This is a genomic window from Lysinibacillus telephonicus, from assembly GCF_039654155.1.
GTDB classification, from domain to species: Bacteria; Bacillota; Bacilli; order Bacillales_A; family Planococcaceae; genus Ureibacillus; species Ureibacillus telephonicus.
In genome coordinates this window covers 4,027,204-4,047,755 of record NZ_CP155468.1, presented here as the reverse complement: position 1 = coordinate 4,047,755, position 20,552 = coordinate 4,027,204, and the positions used below count along the sequence as shown (strand labels likewise).

Annotated in this window: 15 protein-coding genes and 1 riboswitch; of the genes, 14 read left to right on the top strand and 1 reads right to left on the bottom strand. The window is 36.7% G+C overall.

Annotated elements, in window-relative coordinates; translation table 11 throughout:
- Positions 1 to 157: 157 nt before the first annotated feature.
- Positions 158 to 1,330: a TIGR00375 family protein gene (locus MKY04_RS19525; protein ID WP_126293752.1), complete on the top strand. Its 1,173-nt coding sequence runs from the start codon at positions 158 to 160 to the stop codon at positions 1,328 to 1,330.
- Positions 1,331 to 1,599: 269 nt separating this feature from the next.
- Here the strand turns inward: MKY04_RS19525 and MKY04_RS19520 are convergent, their stop codons facing one another.
- Positions 1,600 to 2,346 carry an alpha/beta hydrolase gene (locus MKY04_RS19520; protein WP_126293751.1) on the bottom strand — a complete coding sequence of 249 codons (747 nt, stop codon included), beginning with the start codon at positions 2,344 to 2,346 and terminating at the stop codon, positions 1,600 to 1,602.
- A 195-nt stretch (positions 2,347 to 2,541) separates the two neighbouring features.
- Here MKY04_RS19520 and MKY04_RS19515 point away from each other — a divergent pair, with 195 nt between their 5' ends.
- The 13 genes from MKY04_RS19515 to MKY04_RS19455 all read left to right on the top strand — a co-directional run bounded on the left by MKY04_RS19515 (position 2,542) and on the right by MKY04_RS19455 (position 20,441).
- Positions 2,542 to 3,426 carry a LysR family transcriptional regulator gene (locus MKY04_RS19515; protein ID WP_126293750.1) on the top strand — a complete coding sequence of 295 codons (885 nt, stop codon included), beginning with the start codon at positions 2,542 to 2,544 and terminating at the stop codon, positions 3,424 to 3,426.
- A 48-nt stretch (positions 3,427 to 3,474) separates the two neighbouring features.
- The gene (locus tag MKY04_RS19510) at positions 3,475 to 4,347 is read left to right on the top strand and encodes a tetratricopeptide repeat protein (protein ID WP_126293749.1); all 873 of its coding nucleotides are present in this window, start codon (positions 3,475 to 3,477) and stop codon (positions 4,345 to 4,347) included.
- A 221-nt stretch (positions 4,348 to 4,568) separates the two neighbouring features.
- Positions 4,569 to 5,960, top strand: coding sequence for a protoporphyrinogen oxidase (gene hemG / locus MKY04_RS19505; RefSeq protein WP_126293748.1), 1,392 nt, complete (start codon positions 4,569 to 4,571; stop codon positions 5,958 to 5,960).
- A 76-nt stretch (positions 5,961 to 6,036) separates the two neighbouring features.
- Positions 6,037 to 6,136: riboswitch (SAM riboswitch) on the top strand.
- Positions 6,137 to 6,402: 266 nt separating this feature from the next.
- Positions 6,403 to 8,250 (top strand): bifunctional homocysteine S-methyltransferase/methylenetetrahydrofolate reductase, encoded by a 1,848-nt coding sequence (locus MKY04_RS19500; RefSeq protein WP_346235000.1) that lies wholly within the window; start codon positions 6,403 to 6,405, stop codon positions 8,248 to 8,250.
- Complete coding sequence (gene metH / locus MKY04_RS19495) at positions 8,243 to 11,674, top strand: methionine synthase (RefSeq protein ID WP_346234999.1); 3,432 nt, start codon at positions 8,243 to 8,245, stop codon at positions 11,672 to 11,674. Before MKY04_RS19500 ends, metH begins: the two co-directional genes overlap by 8 nt.
- 167 nt (positions 11,675 to 11,841) lie before the next feature.
- A complete protein-coding gene (locus tag MKY04_RS19490) occupies positions 11,842 to 13,425 on the top strand; it encodes an ABC transporter substrate-binding protein (RefSeq protein WP_346234998.1) in 1,584 nt (527 codons plus the stop codon).
- A 264-nt stretch (positions 13,426 to 13,689) separates the two neighbouring features.
- A complete protein-coding gene (locus MKY04_RS19485; RefSeq protein ID WP_346234997.1) occupies positions 13,690 to 14,607 on the top strand; it encodes an ABC transporter permease in 918 nt (305 codons plus the stop codon).
- Between the two features lie 11 nt (positions 14,608 to 14,618).
- On the top strand, positions 14,619 to 15,515 hold the full coding sequence (locus MKY04_RS19480) for an ABC transporter permease (protein WP_126293744.1): 897 nt from the start codon (positions 14,619 to 14,621) through the stop codon (positions 15,513 to 15,515).
- A 12-nt stretch (positions 15,516 to 15,527) separates the two neighbouring features.
- A complete protein-coding gene (locus MKY04_RS19475) occupies positions 15,528 to 16,520 on the top strand; it encodes an ABC transporter ATP-binding protein (protein WP_126293743.1) in 993 nt (330 codons plus the stop codon).
- Positions 16,517 to 17,509 carry an oligopeptide/dipeptide ABC transporter ATP-binding protein gene (locus MKY04_RS19470; protein ID WP_346234996.1) on the top strand — a complete coding sequence of 331 codons (993 nt, stop codon included), beginning with the start codon at positions 16,517 to 16,519 and terminating at the stop codon, positions 17,507 to 17,509. Before MKY04_RS19475 ends, MKY04_RS19470 begins: the two co-directional genes overlap by 4 nt.
- A 29-nt stretch (positions 17,510 to 17,538) precedes the next feature.
- Positions 17,539 to 18,690: a M20 family metallopeptidase gene (locus MKY04_RS19465; protein WP_346234995.1), complete on the top strand. Its 1,152-nt coding sequence runs from the start codon at positions 17,539 to 17,541 to the stop codon at positions 18,688 to 18,690.
- A 17-nt stretch (positions 18,691 to 18,707) separates the two neighbouring features.
- The gene (locus MKY04_RS19460) at positions 18,708 to 19,220 is read left to right on the top strand and encodes an N-acetyltransferase family protein (RefSeq protein WP_346234994.1); all 513 of its coding nucleotides are present in this window, start codon (positions 18,708 to 18,710) and stop codon (positions 19,218 to 19,220) included.
- 174 nt (positions 19,221 to 19,394) lie between these two features.
- Positions 19,395 to 20,441, top strand: a complete 1,047-nt coding sequence (locus MKY04_RS19455; protein ID WP_185807674.1) for a fatty acid desaturase — start codon at positions 19,395 to 19,397, stop codon at positions 20,439 to 20,441.
- Positions 20,442 to 20,552 lie beyond the last annotated feature (111 nt).

Below are 20,552 nucleotides of genomic sequence, written 5' to 3'. Positions count from 1 at the left end.
TATTTAGAAAGCTTATTGTCATTATAGAGGATTAAGAAATTAGAGTCTAACAAATAACTATTTCGGAATATAAACATTTCTAAATTGCAGACCTGTAACAAAGTTTGCCGTTTAGGGTATTCTTAAAATAAAAATCTTTATTGAGGACGTGTCTTATTTGTTAAAACATTTTTATGCGGATTTACATATTCATATAGGCCGGACTGAAAGCGGCAGGGCTGTAAAAATTACTGGAAGCAAAAATTTAACGTTAACAAATATTTTGCATACAGCAGCCTCTAGAAAAGGTTTAGACTTAGTTGGAATAATTGATTGCCATTCGCCAGAAGTGATAAACGAGCTGGAAAAACTCATAGTTGAAGAAAAAGTTACTGAGCTTTCAGGTGGAGGATTGCGCTATGAAGAGACGGTATTAATTCCTGGCTCAGAAATTGAAATTTACGATGAAAATTGCCATGGACCTATACATGTACTTGCATTCTTTCCAACGCTTAATACAATGAAGCGGTTTTCTAATTGGATGAGCAAGCATTTAAAAAATATTCACTTAAGCTCTCAAAGAATTTATTGTGATGGGCGAACTTTACAACTGAAAGTTCATGAACTAGGTGGGATTTTTATACCTGCTCATGTGTTTACTCCTTTTAAAAGTCTTTATGGAAAAGGCGTTGTAAAAAGTTTAACTGAGGTTTTTGATCCAAATAGAATTGATGGAATTGAACTTGGTTTAAGCTCGGATACTTATATGGTAAATGGAATAAGTGAATTAGATCCGTATACTTTCCTAACTAACTCAGATGCCCATTCTCTAGGAAAACTTGCTCGTGAATACCAAAAAATTCAGCTGGAAGAAGCGAATTTCCAGGAATTAAAAATGGCGCTGCAGCAAAAAGACGGTAGAGAAGTTATTGCAAACTATGGCTTAAACCCGAAGTTAGGAAAGTATTATGAAACGGTTTGTGCGAATTGTGGAGAACAGGCTACGGAAACTTTCCATAGATGTCCGTACTGCGGAAAGGAACATTTCATAAAGGGCGTATTGAAACGTATTAAGGAGCTATCGGATGTAAATCATTTACAACGTAGACGGCCGCCTTATATTCATCAAATACCATTAGATTTTATCCCTGGAATAGGACCGAAAACAATTGATAAAATGCTCGATGTATTTGGAACAGAAATGAATATACTTCATCATGCGTCTGTTGAGGAGTTGCAGCAGGTAATTCCGAAAAAACATGCCCATACTATAGACTTAGCGAGAAAAGGACTTCTTGAAATAACGGTTGGTGGTGGTGGGACTTACGGGAAGGTTCAGCAAGGAGAGTAAAATTTGAATATAGCTAACATTTGGACAAGCACCATCGTTTGAAAATAAAAAACAAGCTGCAAAATAAGACGGGGAATCTTAGTCGCAGCTTGTTTTAAAGGGATGTATGTCACTAGGACATATATTTTATAGCAAATTGGGGAATCTGCGACTTTGGCTTAGCCATTTGCCGCATAAATTTGCTAGGGGATACATTAATAATATGGACAAGTTTCTTAAATTTCATATCATGAAATTTAAAATCTTATCTTAACTTGCTGTAAAGTACTTTATTCTTTCCATTTAAGTCCTTCAAAGAAATGATAAATTTCTTCAAAAACAAGTTCACGTTCTTCATCAAGAGTAAGAATATGCCCGGAATTAATAAAGCTTTTAACAGATTTGATTCGTGATTTCACAGAGTTATAAATTAAATCTGCACTTTCACAGTAATAATCATCATCTCTTAATCCACGTAATATATGGACTGGAGTTTGAATTGTTTCTAATTTTGAACTAGTTTCATTAATCATGCCTTGTAAATACTCTAGTGAAGGCATGCGGAATTTTTTTGCAAGTTCTTGTGGGCTATCAGTATCTTCATTAAAAGTTCCTGATAATTTTTTATATTTAATCGTATAGTCAATAATACGATTTTGTAAACTATCTACACTTTTTGCAAGTGCAGGAGCAGACATTGCGACGATTGCTTTTGTTGGTCGTTCTTCACCAAGCTTTAAAGAGAATATTCCTCCTAGTGAAACACCGGCAACTGCGATTTCTTCATAACCTCTGCTTCTAAGTTCATCATAACCTTCAAGAACACTGTTCCACCATTCGATTGGGTCTGTTTGAATTAACGTGTTAGGATCGCCACCGTGTCCTTTGTATAATGGGGCGTGTACAGTATAATTACGCTCTGATAAATATTTACCTAAACGTTTAACATCATTAGTATTTCCAGTAAAACCATGAAGTAAAAGAACGGCACGTTTACCTTTCTCAATTGTAAATGGTTTTGGCGGAATAATTTTCATTTTTTTGAACTCCTTTAATTTCTTACTTGTGACAAATATAAGGAAATTTTCTGAAAAGTATTGTTTTCTTTATTAGAATTTGATATGCAAACTGATTGTTTAACATTATTATAGTGTTAACGATACATAAGTACAATTTATTGTTTTTATCATTTTCATTCCAAACAGTTATCAATTAAAGAGAGGTTTTCAAATATGGAAATTCAGCAGCTAGAATATTTTAAAACCGTTGCGGAGATGCAGCATATGACACAAGCAGCAGAGAAGCTTAATATCTCCCAACCAGCTTTAAGTAAATCAATTTCGAACATCGAACAAGAAATTGGAGTGCCTCTTTTTGATCGACAAGGCCGTTCAATTAATCTAAATCGCTACGGTAAACTTTTTTTGGAAAGTGTTGAAATTATTTTAAAGGAATATGAAAAGGCGAAAGAGGAAATAGGCGGTCTAGTAATGCCAGGGTATGGGGAAGTTGCATTCGGATTTATTCATACTCTAGGAATGGAAGTTGTACCAGAGTTGATGGCACATGTCCCTGACAAATATCCTAATATGAGATTTACACTTACCCAAGCAACTTCTTATAATCTACTGAAGGGACTTGAAGAAGGGGTTATTGATTTATGTTTATCTCAAAGAATTGAATCGAAAACAATAGACATCGAGTGGATTGAGCTGTGGAATGAAGAATTGTTTGTTATTGTACCTAAAAACCATCGATTTGCTAATCGAGAAACAATTAGGCTTGAAGAAATAAAAGATGAATCGTTTATTTCTATTAAAAGAGGAAATGCGCTGCGACAAATTGTCGATAAATTTTTTAAACAAGCGGGTGTAACAACAAATATTACATTTGCCGGGGAAGAAATGCATACTGTTGCAGGATTCGTTGGTGCGGGGCTTGGAGTATCACTTATTCCTAATATAAAAGGTTTAAATGAATACAATGTGTGTAAAATTCGAGTAAGTGATCCAATCTGCGAAAGAAAAATCGGAGTATCATGGTCAGGAGGACGTTATCTATCCCCTGCAGCAAATCAATTCAAAAATTATTTAGTTGAATATTTTAAAGGAAAATAAGCAATAAATAGAAAACTTATTAATTACTTATAAAAGGTGAAGATAACGTTGCAGTATGATCGAGAAATGTTTGAACAATTGCTGTATGAGCATAAACATATATTTAACAATGAAGAAATAGAAATGGCTCTTGCATTTTATAATCTCGCAATAGATGGAGATGTAGACTCTATGATTGAAATAGCGCATATTTACCGACAGCTTGAAAATTTTAGAGCGGCAGTTTTCTGGTTGAGCGAAGCGACCGTCGAAGGGAATATAGAGGCAATGTATGAGCTGGCAAATTGTTATTTTGAAGGACTTGGTGTAGAAGAAAACTATACAGAGGCATTTAAATTATATAAAAAAGCCGCGGAAAAAGGCCATGCAGATGCGGCGAATAATTTAGCAGATATGTACTTGAACGGGGAAGGTGTCCCGGTTAATGAGAAGGAGGCGTTATATTGGTTTGAAACCGCTGCAAAGCATAATGTAGTTGAGGCTATGTTTACACTTGGAATTATTTATGAGCAGGGAATTGGCATTGAAGCTGATGAAGAAAAGGCTTTAAGCTACTATTTAGCATCTGCTGAAGGGGGCTATAATGAAGCACAATACCGAGTTGGTTCCATCTATTTAGACGGACTGCTAGGACAGCAAAGCAACATTTCTTTAGCTTTAGAATGGTTTGAGAAAGCTGCGGAATCTCACCATATTGATTCTATTTATAATCTTGGCTTTTTATTTGAAAATGGTATAGGTGTTGCTAGAAATGGCAAGAAGGCGCTCCACTATTATAAAAGAGCGGCTCTTATGGGCGATTATCAAGCAAAACTAAATATCGCCAGTATTTACGAGCAGGGATTAGATGTGCCTAAGGATAAAAAAGAAGCTGCACGTTGGCGTAAATCGGCTATGTATCAAATGAAAAGTACGGAATAGAAAATATTTTAATTTGAATTGAAATAAGGGATGTACAGAAAGAGGAATTTCTGTACATCCCTTTTCTTCGTTATAAAGTGAAAATTTAAAGGCTATTTCTTCTTCATCAGCAACAGCCATATTCTTTGTACTAATTTTGTAAAGTAACATACAAGCTCTATATTGAAAAAAAGTTTATACTATTAGTAAGAGTTAAATTGTTCGGATAGGGAGTTGTAATGATGAAAACGGTTGTTGTAGTTGGAGGCGGAATAACAGGATTATGTACAATGCATTATTTGAGAAGATATGCCCAAGAATTAGATGCACCTATTCGTCTTATACTAGCGGAAAAAAATGATTATTTGGGCGGTAAAATGCATACTGAATATGAGAATGGCTTCATTATGGAAACTGGTGCAGATTCTATAGTAGCCCGTTACCCTGGAGTGCTGGACCTTGTTAAAGAGCTTGATTTTGAATCGGAGCTTGTATATAACGAAACAGGAATTTCTTATATACATACAAACAACGAATTGCATGCAATACCAGCAGGGTCAACCTTTGGAATTCCTATGGATATTGATTCATTAAATGCTAGCACATTGATTTCAGAAGAAGGTAAAAAAAGAGTATTAAAAGATTTTGAGTTGCCGAATACAAAGTTTACGAAAGAAAGCTCTATAGGGGAATTTTTAGAATACTTTTTAGGGAAAGAAATTGTTGAAAAGCAAATAGCGCCTGTATTAGCTGGTGTTTATTCAGGCGATCTTTATCAGCTTTCTCTAGCATCAACATTGCCTTACTTAGTTGATTATAAAAATAAATATGGAAGTATTATAAAAGGCTTTGAAGCAAATCGAGAGCAGTTCGAGAAAGCCGCAAATAAAAAATTCATCTCGTTTAGAAATGGTTTAACTGCATTAATTAATCGACTTGAAGAATTAATGCCAGAAGTAAAGTTTTATAAAAATACTGCAACAATTAGTGTTGAAAAGCATAATAACGGTTATGAAGTGTCATTTGATAATCGACCTTCCGTTTTGGCTGATGCTGTTGTATTAGCTGTACCGAACCAAGTTGTTCGATCTGTACTGAACGATAAAGAATTAGATAACCAATTATCAAAATTTACAAATGCCTCTGCAATTACTATGTATTTAGGGTTTGATGTACCTGACTCAATATTGCCAGCTGATGGAACTGGTTTTATTGTTTCACACAATAGTGATTTAGTATGCAATGCATCAACATGGACAAGTCGTAAATGGAAACATACATCAGTGAATGGCAATTTACTTATCCGCTTGTTCTATAAAAATAATAATCCAAAGTATGAAGAACTTGCTGCTATGTCAGAAGAGGAGCTTACAAAAGTAGCTCTAAATGATGTGAAAAGAAGCTTGAATATCGAAGAAGAACCTGTTGTTGTTAATGTTGAGAAGTGGATTGATTCAATGCCTAAATATGATTTGGCGCATAATGAAGCTTTGCAGGTTGTTCAGAATGAACTTGAAGATAAATATCCTAATCTTTTCATCGCTGGCTGCTCTTACTTTGGCGTAGGAATAGGTGCATGTATTGAAAATGGAAAAAATACTGCAGAGAAAATTTCTAACATATTATTGCAATGATTCACAAAAATCTGATTATAGTATTGACGAAAGAGCTATTTCAAGATATGATTCAACTTAATATAATAAAAAACAACTCTTATCAAGAGAAGCAGAGGGACTGGCCCGATGAAGCTTCAGCAACCAACAAAATGTAAGGTGCTAAATCCAGCTGGCAAAGAGCCGAGAGATAAGAAGGAAATCTAATTAGCATGCTAAGCCTTCTTTTCGAAAAAAGAAGGCTTTTTATTTTTTGAAGTTTAACGGATGAAGGAATTCTCTAAGTTGAAGTCTACTCCTCCGTAAACGCAAAGGCTCTTTCATATAAGAGGAGTAAACGGCGGTATAAGGGTCAAGCAAAAGCATAATATTACGTTTAAGATGCATAGCTTTAGGAGTTTATGCTTTTCTCGTAAAGAGACAGAATTTTTTAAAAGTAACCGATGGGGGATGAGTGAAAGAAATGAGATTATTGGAAGCTTTAAAATCAAAAGTTTTAACTGCAGATGGTGCAATGGGAACACTATTATATTCGTATGGACTAGATAATTGTCATGAAGAAATGAATCTCGTAAAGCCTGACGTAATTGAAAAGATTCATAGAGAATATATTGCAGCTGGAGCAGATGTCATCCAAACGAATACATATGGTGCGAATGCGATTAAGCTTGCACGCTATGGACTTGAATCGAAAGTTGTAGAAATAAATGCAGCCGCAATTGCAATAGCAAAAAATGCTGTTTCAAATGGAAACCAATTTATTGTTGGTTCAATCGGGGGCATTCGAGGAGTTCGAAAGAGTGATTCTACTTTAGAAGAAATATTAGCATCGGTTCGAGTTCAAGCAGAAGTATTAATTAATGGCGGTTTAGACGGTCTATTATTAGAAACGTATTATGATTTTGAAGAATTATCAGAAACTATAAAAATGCTGCGTATTATAACTGATATACCGATTATCGCTCAGGTTTCGATGCATGAACCTGGTGTTTTACAAAATGGGCTCCGATTGAATGCTGCATTAAATGAACTAGAGAGTATTGGGGCGGATGTAGTTGGTGTGAACTGCAGGCTAGGACCGTATCATACAATACAAGCATTTGAATGTGTAGAGCTTCCCGAAAACGCGTATTTATCAGCATATCCCAATGCATCGTTATTAGATATAGAAGATGGTCGTGTCATTTATGAGTCAGAGGTCGATTATTTTGCGCGTGCATCTGTTCAATTACGAAATCAAGGTGTTCGTTTAATAGGCGGATGCTGTGGTACGACGCCAAAACATATTGAATCTGTAAAGAAGAAACTGGAAAAACTAAAGCCTGTTGAATCGAAAGAGACTAAACTGCAACAAGAGATCTTTATACAGGATCCAGAACCGCGTAAGCTTGAGCCACTTCATGAAAAAGCGAAGCGGGAGCGTTCAATTATTGTGGAGCTTGATACTCCAAGGCATTTAGAAATTGACCCCTTTGTAGAGGGGGCAAAGGCGCTTTACGATGAAGGTGCGGATATTATTATGATGGCAGATAATTCACTTGCTTCCCCTCGCATCAGCAATATTGCCATGGGATCAATTTTAAAATTGCAGCATGGTATTCGTACAATGCCGCATATTACTTGCCGAGATCGAAATTTGATTGGGCTGCAATCTCATCTTATGGGGTTAAATGCATTAGGTTTACACGATATTTTAGCAGTTACAGGCGACCCGACAAAAGTAGGGGATTTCCCAGGAGCAACAAGTGTTTATGATGTTTCATCCATGGAGTTAATCTCGTTAATTAAGCAATTAAATGAAGGGATATCTTTCTCAGGTAAAACATTGAGAAAAAAAGCAAACTTCTCAGTTGCCGCTGCGTTTAACCCAAATGTTCGTGTGATTGACAGAGCTGTAAGCAGGCTAGAAAAGAAAATTGAACATGGAGCAGATTATTTTATTTCCCAACCTGTTTATTCAAAAGAAAAAATCGTAGAAATTTATGAGGCAACAAAACATATAGAGGCGCCTATTTATATTGGAATAATGCCGTTAACTAGTTTCCGCAGCGCGGAATTCTTACATCATGAGGTTCCTGGTATTAAGCTTTCTGATGAAGTGTTGGAAAGAATGAAAGCTTGTGAAGGGGATAAAATTCGTGAGGCGCAAGAGGGAGTTGCAATAGCAAAAGAGTTATTAGATACAGCTGTTCAGCATTTCAATGGTATATATTTAATTACTCCATTTTTACGATACGATTTAACAATACAACTAATGCAATATATCAAACAACTTGATGAGCAAAATAAAGGGGTAAAGGTAAATGTTTAACCATCCGATAGAAGCACAATTGCAAAAACGCATCTTAATTATTGATGGTGCAATGGGAACGATGCTGCAGCAAGCAAATTTAACAGCAGAAGATTTTGGCGGAGAAGAATTAGAAGGTTGTAATGAAAATCTAGTACTAACAAGGCCAGATGTTTTAACAAATATTCATCGTGCTTATTTAGAAGCCGGTGCTGATATTATTTGTACAAATACGTTCGGCGGGACACCGCTTGTATTAAATGAATATAATTTAGGACATAAAGCTGAGGAAATCAATAAACGTGCGGTAGAACTAGCGTTAGCAGCTGTAGATGAGTTTTCAACAGATGAATGGCCTCGTTTTGTTGCAGGAGCGATTGGACCAACAACAAAGACACTATCAGTAACTGGAGGAATTACATTTGATGAATTAACGGAGAACTTTTATGTCCAGGCGAAAGCATTAATCGATGCTGGTGCACATTTACTTCTACTTGAAACGAGCCAAGATATGTTAAATGTAAAAGCAGCGTCCCTTGCTGTAAATCGCGCTTTTGAAGAAACTGGAAAGAAACTGCCGATTATGGTTTCAGCAACGATTGAACCGATGGGAACTACACTTGCTGGTCAAACGATCGAAGCATTTTACATTTCAATTGAACATATTAAGCCGCTTTCCATCGGACTAAACTGTGCTACTGGTCCAGAATTTATGACCGACCATATTCGTTCATTATCGGATTTGTCAACAAGCTATATAAGCTGTTATCCAAATGCCGGACTGCCAGACGAAGAAGGGCATTATCACGAAACACCAGATTCACTATCTATTAAACTACGAGGTTTTGCAGATAAAGGCTGGCTTAATATTGTAGGAGGCTGTTGTGGAACAACGCCTGATCATATTAAAGCTATTCGGGAAGCAGTTGATGGATACGCACCAAGAGCACTTCCGGAACAAACACATGGCCATGCTGTTTCAGGAATTGATCCGCTATTATACGACGATTCGATGCGCCCGTTATTTATCGGTGAACGTACAAACGTCATTGGTTCTCGCAAATTTAAGCAATTAATTATTGACGGGAAATTTGAAGAGGCAGCAGAAATTGCACGTGCTCAAGTGAAAAATGGAGCTCATGTTATTGATATTTGTTTAGCGAACCCGGATCGTGATGAGTTGGAAGATATGCGCAATTTCATGCAAGAGGTTGTGAAAAAAGTAAAGGTTCCTTTAGTAATTGACTCTACTGATGAACGTGTTATTGAGGAAGCATTGAAATATTCCCAAGGGAAAGCAATTATTAACTCAATCAATCTTGAAGATGGTGAAGAACGATTTGATGCGGTCATGCCGATTGTCAAAAAGTATGGTGCATCCATCGTAGTTGGAACAATTGATGAAGAGGGAATGGCTGTAACGCGTCAAAGAAAGCTGGAAGTTGCACAACGATCTTATCAATTATTAACGGAAAAATGGGGTATCGACCCAGAGGATATTATATTCGATCCGCTTGTTTTCCCTGTTGGAACAGGTGACGAGCAATATATAGGAGCGGCGGAAGAAACAATCGAAGGGATTAGGTTAATTAAAGAAAAATTCCCCAAAGCATTGACGGTGCTTGGTGTAAGTAATGTTTCATTTGGATTGCCTCCAATAGGTCGTGAAGTATTAAACGCTGTCTTTTTATATCACTGTACACAGGCTGGATTAGATTATGCAATTGTAAATACAGAGAAATTAGAGCGTTATGCGTCAATTCCAGAAGAAGAAATAGAGCTTGCGAATGATTTAATCTTCAATACAAATGATGAAACACTCGCCGTATTTACTGATTTTTATCGTGATAAGAAGAAAGAGAAATCTGTAGCCAATATTCCTGCAACGGTGGAAGAACGTCTTGCTTATTATATCGTTGAAGGAACAAAGGAAGGGTTAATCCCAGATTTAGAGGAAGCTAGAAAGATGTTTGATACGCCATTGGATATTATTAATGGTCCTTTAATGAAAGGGATGGCGGAAGTTGGTCGACTCTTTAATGATAATCAATTAATTGTTGCTGAAGTATTGCAAAGTGCTGGCGTGATGAAGGCTGCCGTTGCTCATTTAGAGCAGTATATGGAAAAATCAGATGAGAGTGCAGGAAAAGGCAAAATTGTACTTGCTACTGTAAAAGGTGATGTACATGATATTGGGAAAAATCTTGTTGACATCATTTTAAGCAACAATGGCTACAAGGTTGTAGATCTTGGCATCAAAGTTACACCTGCCCAGTTAATAGAAGCAATTCGAAAAGAACAGCCTGATTTTGTTGGGTTGTCGGGATTGCTTGTTAAATCAGCACAGCAAATGGTGTTAACGGCACAGGACTTTAAGGAAGCTAATATAGATGTGCCAATATTAGTTGGAGGAGCGGCATTATCAAAGCGATTTACTGAAACGAAAATTGCTGCTGAATATGATGGTCCTGTTATTTATTCAAAAGATGCGATGCAAGGGTTGGAGCATGCAAATCGTTTAATTGATGTGAAGGAGAGAGAAGCATTTTTACAGGAGCTTCGAGAATCACGGGAAAAACGCCTGCTTGCAGATGAGAAACGCGCGGCTAGACCAGCAATAGAACGTACTGAAAAAGCGGTAAAGACAGTTGAGGATGCACCAGTCTTCAAACCAAAGGATTTAATACAGCACATTAAACGCAACTATTCTGTTGCTCACTTGCAGCCGTATGTCAACATGCGTACATTAATTGGTCATCATTTAGGCTTAAAAGGCAATGTGGAAAATCTATTAGCAGAAAAGGATGAACGTGCTACAGAATTATACAATCTAGTTAGTGGTTATTTGAATTCAGATTTACTAAAGCCATCTGGAATGTACCAATTCTTCCCTGCTCAAGCTGATGGTGATGATGTTGTCATTTATAGTCCGGAAGATGGCAAAACGGAAATTGAAAGATTCCATTTCCCTCGACAAAAAGAAGCGCCTTATCTATGTCTTTCTGACTTCTTAAAAACAGTAGAAAGCGGTGAAATGGATTATATCTCTTTAATGGTTGTAACTGCTGGTCATGGAGTTAAAGATGCAGCAGATGAGTTAAAAGAGCAAGGCAAATTTTTAGAAAGCCATGCATTGCTTGCAACGGCGTTGGAACTTGCAGAAGGATTCGCTGAACGTTTACACCAAGAAATTCGTGATGTATGGGGCTTCCCAGATGCTACTGACTTTACGATGCGGGAACGTTTTGCAGCAAAATATCAAGGACAGCGATTCTCCTTTGGCTATCCTGCATGCCCTAATTTAGAGGATCAAGAAAAGCTATTTAAATTGCTGCAGCCTGAGCAAATCGGCGTTCAATTAACTGAAGGCTATATGATGGAACCAGAGGCAAGTGTTTCAGCCATTGTCTTTGCACATCCAAACGCAAGATATTTTAATGTATAATTAAAAAACTGACCATGGAATGGGCTGTTCAGAAATATCTGGACAGCCTTTTTTCATGGTTTTACTTTTTATGCATAAAATGAAATTTTATAAGAATATATTAAGTAAACAACTCAGAGTTAAAGAATTGTAGATGTAGCAAGAAAATTATTGAGGGGAGGAAATGTGTGAAAAAGATAATATGTTTTTTGCCATTCATGTTTGTCTTGATCGTATTAGCTGCTTGTACGAATAATTCATCAACCGAGAATGAACAGTCCGCTGAAACAGAGGAAGGCACAAAGGAAACTGGGACAACTTCTAATGGGGAAAGCAAGGAATTAACGATTGCCATAGGATCTGACATGCTAGGATTTGATATTCATAACCATAACAATACATCGACTGAATCTATACATCAAAATATGTTTGATTATTTATTTAAACGCGATGAGAACAATGAATTACAGCCTTGGCTGGCCGAATCTTATGAAATTCTCGATGATATGACAATTGAGGTTAAATTAAAACAAGGTGTTAAATTCCATAATGGAGATGAATTCAAGGCAGAAGACGTGAAGTTCACGTTAGAACGTGTAGCAACTGATGAAACATTGAAAGAAAATCCAAATTATAAGCAAATTAAAGAAGTGAAAATTATTGATGATTATACAGTGCAAATTATTACACATGCCCCGGAACCATCTATCATTCACCGACTGTCACGTTTAGGTTCGGGAATGTTGCCAAAAAAATATATTGAAGAAAATGGCTGGGATTATTTCTTAGAGAACCCTATTGGTACAGGGCCTTATAAATATGTAGAGTGGGTTCGAGATGATCGAATTGTTATGGAGCCATTCGAGGATTACTTCCAGGGAAAAGTGGGAGAATGGGATAAAGTAACATTCCGTATTATCCCTGAAGATTCAACACGAGTTTCGGAACTATTGACTGGAGGAGTGGATATTGCAACAAATATTCCTCCAGCTGATTGGGAACGTGTAGAAAGTAATGAAGGAACATCGCTAAAACAAGAAGTTTCAAATCGAACACTTTTCATTGTTCTCCGTGCTACAGAAAGCTATCCAACTGCTGATGTTCGAGTGCGGCAAGCTATTGATTATGCAATAGATGATGGAACTTTAACTGAATTCGCTCTACAAGGAGCTGGGATTCCAACACTTTCAATGGTGGGACCAGGAAACTTTGGCCATGAAGCAAGTTTGTATGATACTTACAACTATGACTTGGAAAAGGCAAAACAATTACTTGAAGAAGCTGGATATTCGGATGGGTTCGAAATGACGCTGCATGCTCCGAAAGGGCGTTATTTACAAGATGCTGAAGTAGCAGAGTTAATCGTCGGTATGCTTGCTCAAGTAGGTATAACAGTTAACCTAGAATTCATGGAATGGAGTAACTTTGTTGAGCTGCGTAATGCAAATGAAAACAAGGATGCATATTTATTGGGATTAGGAAACTCTATGTATGATGGGGCTTATTCTGTAGACTGGTATCGTTCTACTCGTATGGAGGGACATACGGATTATAAAAACGAAGAGATTGACCAGTTATTAGCAGACTCTCAAGTAAATATGGATCCTGCAACCCGAGAAATACAAATTCAAGAAATCCAGAAAATTGTTGCAGAGGATGTACCTCATATCAATTTATACCTTGAAAAAATTAATACAGGTGTCAGCGACCGTATTAATTTTACGCCAACTTCTGATGAGATGTTGTATGTTCCAACAATAACGAGAAATTAACGAACGATAAGAGGTCAGAGGTAGAGGACGCCTCTGACCTTTCCTTACTTCATAAGAAAGGTTATAAATTTTGAAGCCAATCTTGCGCAAGCCAGCAAGCCCCTCGAGGTCGCCATCTCTTTTGACAAAGAAAAATAGCGCCTTCTTTTGAAGGAGACGTTGCAGCTGTTAAGACTTATACGAGGTGAGGTATATCGTGCAGCGGCATGTTTTGCCTACTCAGGGTTATAGAATGCTTACGCTTTTTTATAAAGGGGGGGAAACATGATTAAATTTTTAATAAAACGGTTGTTGGAATTTATACCAGTATTATTAATTATTTCATTTATTGTCTTTACATTAGTTTTTGTAGCCGGAGATCCAGTTGCCTTGCTATTGCCAGAGGATGCTAGTCAAGAAGATATTGAAAATTTACGTGAAGCTTTAGGCTTAGACAGACCATTTATCGTTCAGTATGGAACTTATTTAAGCGGCTTATTGCAAGGAGACTTTGGCAAATCGTTCCGCTACAATTCTGATGCATTGCCCATTGTACTAGAGCGGTTGCCTGCAACTATCGAACTTGCCCTTAGTGCAATGGTAGTTGCTATTATTATTGCAATTCCAATGGGAGTATGGTCCGCTTCGAAACGAAATTCATTTGTCGATCTATTTGCAACAGGTGGTTCTGTTTTAGGGAAGGCAATGCCAAATTTTTGGTTGGGTATTATGTTAATCTTATTGTTTTCTGTAACCCTCGGATGGTTGCCTGTATCTGGTAGGGGCTCATGGATGCATTTAATTTTACCAGCTATCACTCTTGGGACTGGAATTGCTGCAGAGATGACTAGACTCATCCGATCCAGCATGCTTGAAATTTTAAGTCAGGATTATATTCGAACAGCAAAAAGCAAAGGTTTGCGTAAGTTTCTTGTCATTTATAAACATGCTTTTCGTAATTCTTTAATACCTGTTATAACAATTACCGCTCTTCAAACCTCTACTTTAGTAGGTGGAGCTCTAGTGACAGAAACGGTTTTTTCTTGGCCAGGCCTTGGTCAATTATTAATTCAGGCTATCAATACAAGAGATATGGCAATTGTACAGGCAAGTGTATTTGTTATTGCGATATTAGTAATCTTAATGAATTTAATAGCAGATATATTATATCGTGTTCTAGATCCGCGTATTAAATATAATTAAGGGGTGATGCTATGACGCTAATTAGAAGTAAAACAGAAACACCGAATACTCAAAAATTATCAATTAGTCTATTAAAATCCCTTTTAAAAAGTAAAACTGGAATTGTCGGTTTTATTATTCTCGTCGCAGTTGTAGTCGTTGCAATATTTGCTCCCATACTAGCCCCATATGATCCTACACTTATAAACCCAACAAAAATGTTAAAGCCACCTTCCTGGATAGAGGGAGGTGATCCTAGTCATCTATTTGGTACAGATAATCTAGGACGAGATATTTTAAGTCGAATTATATACGGTTCCCGTGTTTCATTGCTTGTTGGAATTTCTGCAGTAGTATTAGCAGGAATAATTGGTATGTTGGTTGGATTAGTCGCAGGGTTTTATGGGGGCTGGGTTGACATGATCTTAATGCGGCTTGTGGATTCATTTTTAGCAATTCCTAATATTTTATTTGCTCTTGTGTTTTTGGCTGTTTTTGGTCCAAGTGTACCTACACTTATTATAGTGATTGGCGTTACGAATTGGGTTGCATATGCAAGAATTGTGCGCGGAGAAACGCTGTCTGTTAAGGAAAGAGAGTTTGTTAAAGCAGCTCGGACGATTGGTGTCAAAAATTCACTTATTATAGTACGCCATATATTACCTAATGTTATGTCATCATTTATTGTCATCTCAACGCTAAGTGTAGCCTCTACCATAATTTTAGAAGCCTCTCTTAGCTTTTTAGGGTTAGGCATTCAACCTCCTACCGTTTCATGGGGAGGAATTTTAAGTGATGGACGAGATTATTTGGCAACGAGTTGGTGGCTTGCAACATTGCCTGGGTTAGCAATCACTGTGACAGTACTTGGAATTATCTTTTTAGGCGACTGGCTGCGGGATGTATTAGATCCTAGAACAGAACGATAGGGAGGGGGTTCTATGAGTGAATCAAATGTTGTTTTAAATGTACAACAATTGCATACTTCATTTAAAACGAATTCAGGATATGTTCAATCTGTAAAAGATGTCTCTTTCCAAGTGCAGAAGGGGGAAACATTAGCGATTGTTGGGGAGTCGGGGTCGGGAAAAAGTGTAACTGCACTTTCTATAATGGGACTCATTGAAAAGCCAGGAGTAATTGAAAAAGGAAAAATTGAATTGGAACAAGTTGATCTAACCAAAATCAATGATAAAGAATATCGAAAATTAAGAGGCAATGATATTGCGATGATTTTTCAAGAACCGTTAACCTCATTAAATCCACTCTTTACGATTGGCAATCAAATTGCTGAGGCGATTAAACTGCATCAAGGATTAGATACTAAACAAGCGAAAGTTAACGTCATTGAATTATTGAAACGAGTAGGCATTCCAAGAGCAGAAAAAGTATACTACTCTTACCCTCATACATTAAGTGGGGGAATGCGACAGCGTGTAATGATAGCAATGGCACTAAGTTGCAAGCCGAAGCTATTAATCGCAGATGAACCAACTACTGCATTAGATGTAACGATTCAAGCTCAAATATTAGAGTTAATGAAAAAACTAAAAGATGAAAATAACACTGCCATTATTTTAATTACACATGATTTAGGTGTTGTAGCTGAAATGGCTGATTCTGTTGCTGTAATGTATGCAGGGCAGATTGTAGAATTTGCAGATGTTTTTACTATTTTTGCTGATCCAAAACATCCGTATACACAAGGGCTTTTAAATAGTACACCAAAGTTCTATGAAAAAAACGAAGTATTACAATCGATTAAAGGAACAGTCCCTACATCAAATTCAATGCCGATTGGCTGTAGATTTAACCCTCGCTGTCCTTACGTTACTCAAAAATGCTTAAACGAAAATCCTTCCTTAAAGAAATTAGATTCGGGAAGACAAGTCCGTTGTTGGCTTGTTGAAGAAGAGGGGGAGACTTTAGTATGAAGGATGTGCAAAGTCAAAAAAATATTTTGTTGGATGTTCAAGGATTAAAAAAATACTTTGAAATAAAAGAAGGTTTTTTTAAAACTCAATTATTAAAAGCTGTCGACGAAATTAGCTTCCGAGTATATGAAGGAGAAACTTTAGGCATTGTAGGGGAATCGGGGTGTGGAAAATCAACTACGGGAAATATGCTCATTCATTTGATTGAAAAAACAGGAGGAACAATTGTCTTTGACGGAAAGAATTTTGATGACCTGACAGCCGAAGAAATGAGAAGTTTGCGCAGCGATATTCAAATGATTTTTCAAGACCCCTTCTCCTCCTTGAATCCAAGAATGAAAGTAAAGGAAATTATTAGTGAACCAATCAGGACACATACAAATAAGAGTAAGGAAGAAATTGAACAAGACGTCCATAACTTAATGGAAGCAGTTGGTCTTGATAAATCCTATGCAAATAGGTATCCACATGAATTTAGTGGTGGTCAACGTCAACGGATAGGTATTGCCAGAGCCATTGCATTAAGACCAAAACTTGTCATCTGTGATGAACCAATTTCTGCCTTGGACGTTTCAATTCAAGCGCAAATTTTAAATTTATTAATGAAACTTCAAAAGGATTATCAATTAACATTTATTTTTATTGCTCATGGTTTACCAGCAGTAAAATATATAAGTGATAGAATTGCAGTTATGTACTTAGGAAAAATAGTTGAAATTACAACAAGAGATCAATTATTTGAAAAGCCTTTGCACCCTTATACAGTAAGCTTAGTCTCAGCAGTACCGCTGCCAGATCCTACAATAAGAGATGTTCGAAAGAGAATTATATTAGAAGGCGATGTTCCGAGTAATGTGCATCTGCCTTCTGGCTGTCGTTTCCATACACGCTGTCCATTTGCAACTGAGAAATGTAAAATGGAGTCGCCTGAATTAGTTGAACATGAACAAGGGCATGAAGTGGCATGTTTCTATCCTTTAGCAAACTAGAAAGCTCTTAATAGAAAGGAAATGATCTTTTGATTGACTATTTGCAGTCTAAAGAACAGGAAATGTTATTTATGCTTGAAAGGCTTGTTAACAAAGATTCCGGGAGCCACTATAAAAAGGGTGTAGATACAGTTGGAAAAATTCTAAGTAATGAATATAAATTATTAAATTTTAAAGTAGATATTGTAGAGCAAACGGATGTAGGGAATCATTTACTGATACGCCATAAGGATGCAACATCACCAAAGATTATTATATTGGGGCATTTAGATACTGTTTTTAAAGAGGGAACAGTAAAAGAAAGGCCATTTAAGATTCGCGGCTCAAGAGCATATGGCCCCGGCGTAATTGATATGAAAGGAAGTCATGTAACACTTCTCTATGCATTAAAGGCTTTAATTGAAAGCGGCTGTGAAGAAGCATATAAAAATGTTCATATTATTTATAATAGTGATGAAGAGATTGGCTCCACCACCTCGCATGTATTGATTGAAAATATTGCCCTCGGAAAACAGTATGCATTAATAATGGAACCTGCTCGTCCTGATGGCTCCTTTGTAAGTGCTAGAAGAGGCGGCGGTCATTATGATTTAAAAATTTATGGAAAAGCAGCACACGCAGGTATAGCACCAGAGGACGGGATTAGTGCAATAGAGGAAATTTCTCATAAAATTATAAAATTACAAAAATTAAATCGAATTCAAGAAGGAATTAATGTTAATGTAGGAATAGTAAAGGGTGGAGAATCAGCTAATGTTATTTGTCCTTACGCAGAAGCAGTTATTGATATTCGAATCGATAAATTGGAGCAGGGGTTAACTATTGATCAAGAAATTAGGGAGATTTGTAAAAAAGCAGATGTGCCGGGTGCCATCATTGAGTTAGAAGGTGGGATTAATCGTTCCCCTATGGTAAAAAATGAAGGAACGGTAAAGCTATTAAAAATGATTCAAGAGGTATGTGAGGAACTTGGACTGCAAATAACGGATGTTTCTACAGGCGGTAATTCAGATGCTTCCTTCACTTCCAATGTAGGAGTTCCAACAATTGATGGTTTAGGGCCAATTGGAGGAAATGCCCATAGCGAGGATGAGTATCTTGAAATACCGTCATTAGTTGAACGCACTTTACTATTATCAAAAATTATTAAACGCTTAAGTGAATGCGAGAATAAAAGCTAGAAGAAGGGGATTTTTAAATGATTAGACCAATGACTAAAGAAGATTTAGCGATAGTAAATGAAATCTATAATGATGCAATTTTAACAACCACAGCTATTTATAAATATGAGCCAGAAACTATAGAGCAGCGTGAACAATGGTTTTCAGTAAAAAAAGACAATGATGATCCGCTCTTTGTATATGAAGAGAATGGGGAGGTAGTTGGTTTTGCTACATTCGGTCCGTTTCGTGCATACCCTGCCTACAAATATACTATTGAGCATTCGGTTTATGTTCATAAAGACCATCATCGAAAAGGAATCGGAACGAAATTAATGAAACATTTAATTGCAGAAGCCGAAAGACGTGAAGTAAAAACAATGGTGGCATGCATTGATGCAGAAAATAAAGGCAGTATTCTTTCCCACGAGAAACTAGGATTTTATTACACAGGAACAATTAAAAATTCGGGCTATAAATTTGGTCGTTGGCTAGACCTAGTTTTTTTACAACTTGACCTAAAAGGTCCAGTAAATCCTAAGGAAAATTAATAGTTAAGAACTATCCTAAATACTATTTTTAGGATAGTTTTTTTATGCAAATTAATTACCCCGTCATATGACATTTGTAATCATTAATATATGATGTTTGCTTCTATCCCGCAATTGCTTCTTTCTTTAAGATTAAACTAATGATATTCGGGAAAGAGGGTAGTTAAATTGGCTATGACCGATGCTGAAAAAACAAAAAAATTACGTAAAGATGTTGCTTCATTTGCAAAATCTGAGATGAAAAAAAGTATCTTTCAAATAATAAATACAATTCTTCCACTTCTTTTTATTTGGGGAGCAGGTTATTATTTACTGCAATATTCACCTTGGTTTACTGTGGTTTGCAGTATCCTTGCCTCAGGTTTTGTTGTTCGTACTTTTATTATTTTTCATGACTGTACACATGGTTCGTTTTTTAAAAGTAAGAAAGCAAATGATTTAGTTGGGAATATTACAGGGATTTTAACTTCATTCCCATATGAAAAATGGAAGAGGGAACACTCGATTCACCATGCTACAAGTTCAAACCTCGATAAGCGGGGTATCGGTGATATTGATATGTTAACAGTTGATGAATATTTGAAAAAATCAAAGCTTGAGCGTTTAGGGTATCGTTTATACCGAAATCCACTTGTCATGTTTGGATTAGGGCCGCTATACATGGTATTAGTGTTAAATCGCCTAAATCGCAAAGATGCGAAGAAGAAGGAACGTTTAAATACGTACTTTGCTAATGGCATATTACTTGTAGCCTGCGTAACGCTTATCTTAATCTTCGGATGGCAGACGTTCTTGCTAGTACACGGACTAACACTATTTATTGCTGGATCACTGGGTATTTGGTTATTTTACATTCAACATACGTACGAAGATTCGTATTTTGAGTACAATGATGAATGGGATTATGTTAAAGCTGCAGTAGAAGGAAGTTCGTATTATAAATTACCAAAACTATTGCAATGGATAACAGGGAATATTGGTTTCCACCATGTCCATCACCTAGCGCCAAGAGTGCCAAACTATAATTTAGAAGCTGCGCATGATTCAATTACTCCATTGCAGCGAGCAACAACGATTACATTAAAAACTAGTGTTGAATCGATCCGTTATAAATTATATGATCCTAAAAATAAGAAGTTCATCTCATTTAAAGAGGTCGAACAAAGCTTACGTTTAAATAATAAAGCCATTCAAGTGAAGAAACGTGCTAGCACCTTGTAGCTCATTTTTGCTAAACGATAGCACCGCTTGTCTACCCGATACTACTCACTTTAAGTGAACTGCAAGAGCTTATTCAAGTGAATGTCCTTTATTGCCTTGTTGAAGGAGTCT

Coding starts and splice junctions, on each gene's coding strand:
- MKY04_RS19520 (WP_126293751.1), bottom strand. CDS start 2,346: ATGAAAATTATTCCGCCAAAACCATTTACAATTGAGAAAGGTAAACGT.
- MKY04_RS19515 (WP_126293750.1), top strand. CDS start 2,542: ATGGAAATTCAGCAGCTAGAATATTTTAAAACCGTTGCGGAGATGCAG.
- hemG (WP_126293748.1), top strand. CDS start 4,569: ATGAAAACGGTTGTTGTAGTTGGAGGCGGAATAACAGGATTATGTACA.
- MKY04_RS19500 (WP_346235000.1), top strand. CDS start 6,403: ATGAGATTATTGGAAGCTTTAAAATCAAAAGTTTTAACTGCAGATGGT.
- metH (WP_346234999.1), top strand. CDS start 8,243: ATGTTTAACCATCCGATAGAAGCACAATTGCAAAAACGCATCTTAATT.
- MKY04_RS19485 (WP_346234997.1), top strand. CDS start 13,690: ATGATTAAATTTTTAATAAAACGGTTGTTGGAATTTATACCAGTATTA.
- MKY04_RS19480 (WP_126293744.1), top strand. CDS start 14,619: ATGACGCTAATTAGAAGTAAAACAGAAACACCGAATACTCAAAAATTA.
- MKY04_RS19475 (WP_126293743.1), top strand. CDS start 15,528: ATGAGTGAATCAAATGTTGTTTTAAATGTACAACAATTGCATACTTCA.
- MKY04_RS19470 (WP_346234996.1), top strand. CDS start 16,517: ATGAAGGATGTGCAAAGTCAAAAAAATATTTTGTTGGATGTTCAAGGA.
- MKY04_RS19460 (WP_346234994.1), top strand. CDS start 18,708: ATGATTAGACCAATGACTAAAGAAGATTTAGCGATAGTAAATGAAATC.
- MKY04_RS19455 (WP_185807674.1), top strand. CDS start 19,395: ATGACCGATGCTGAAAAAACAAAAAAATTACGTAAAGATGTTGCTTCA.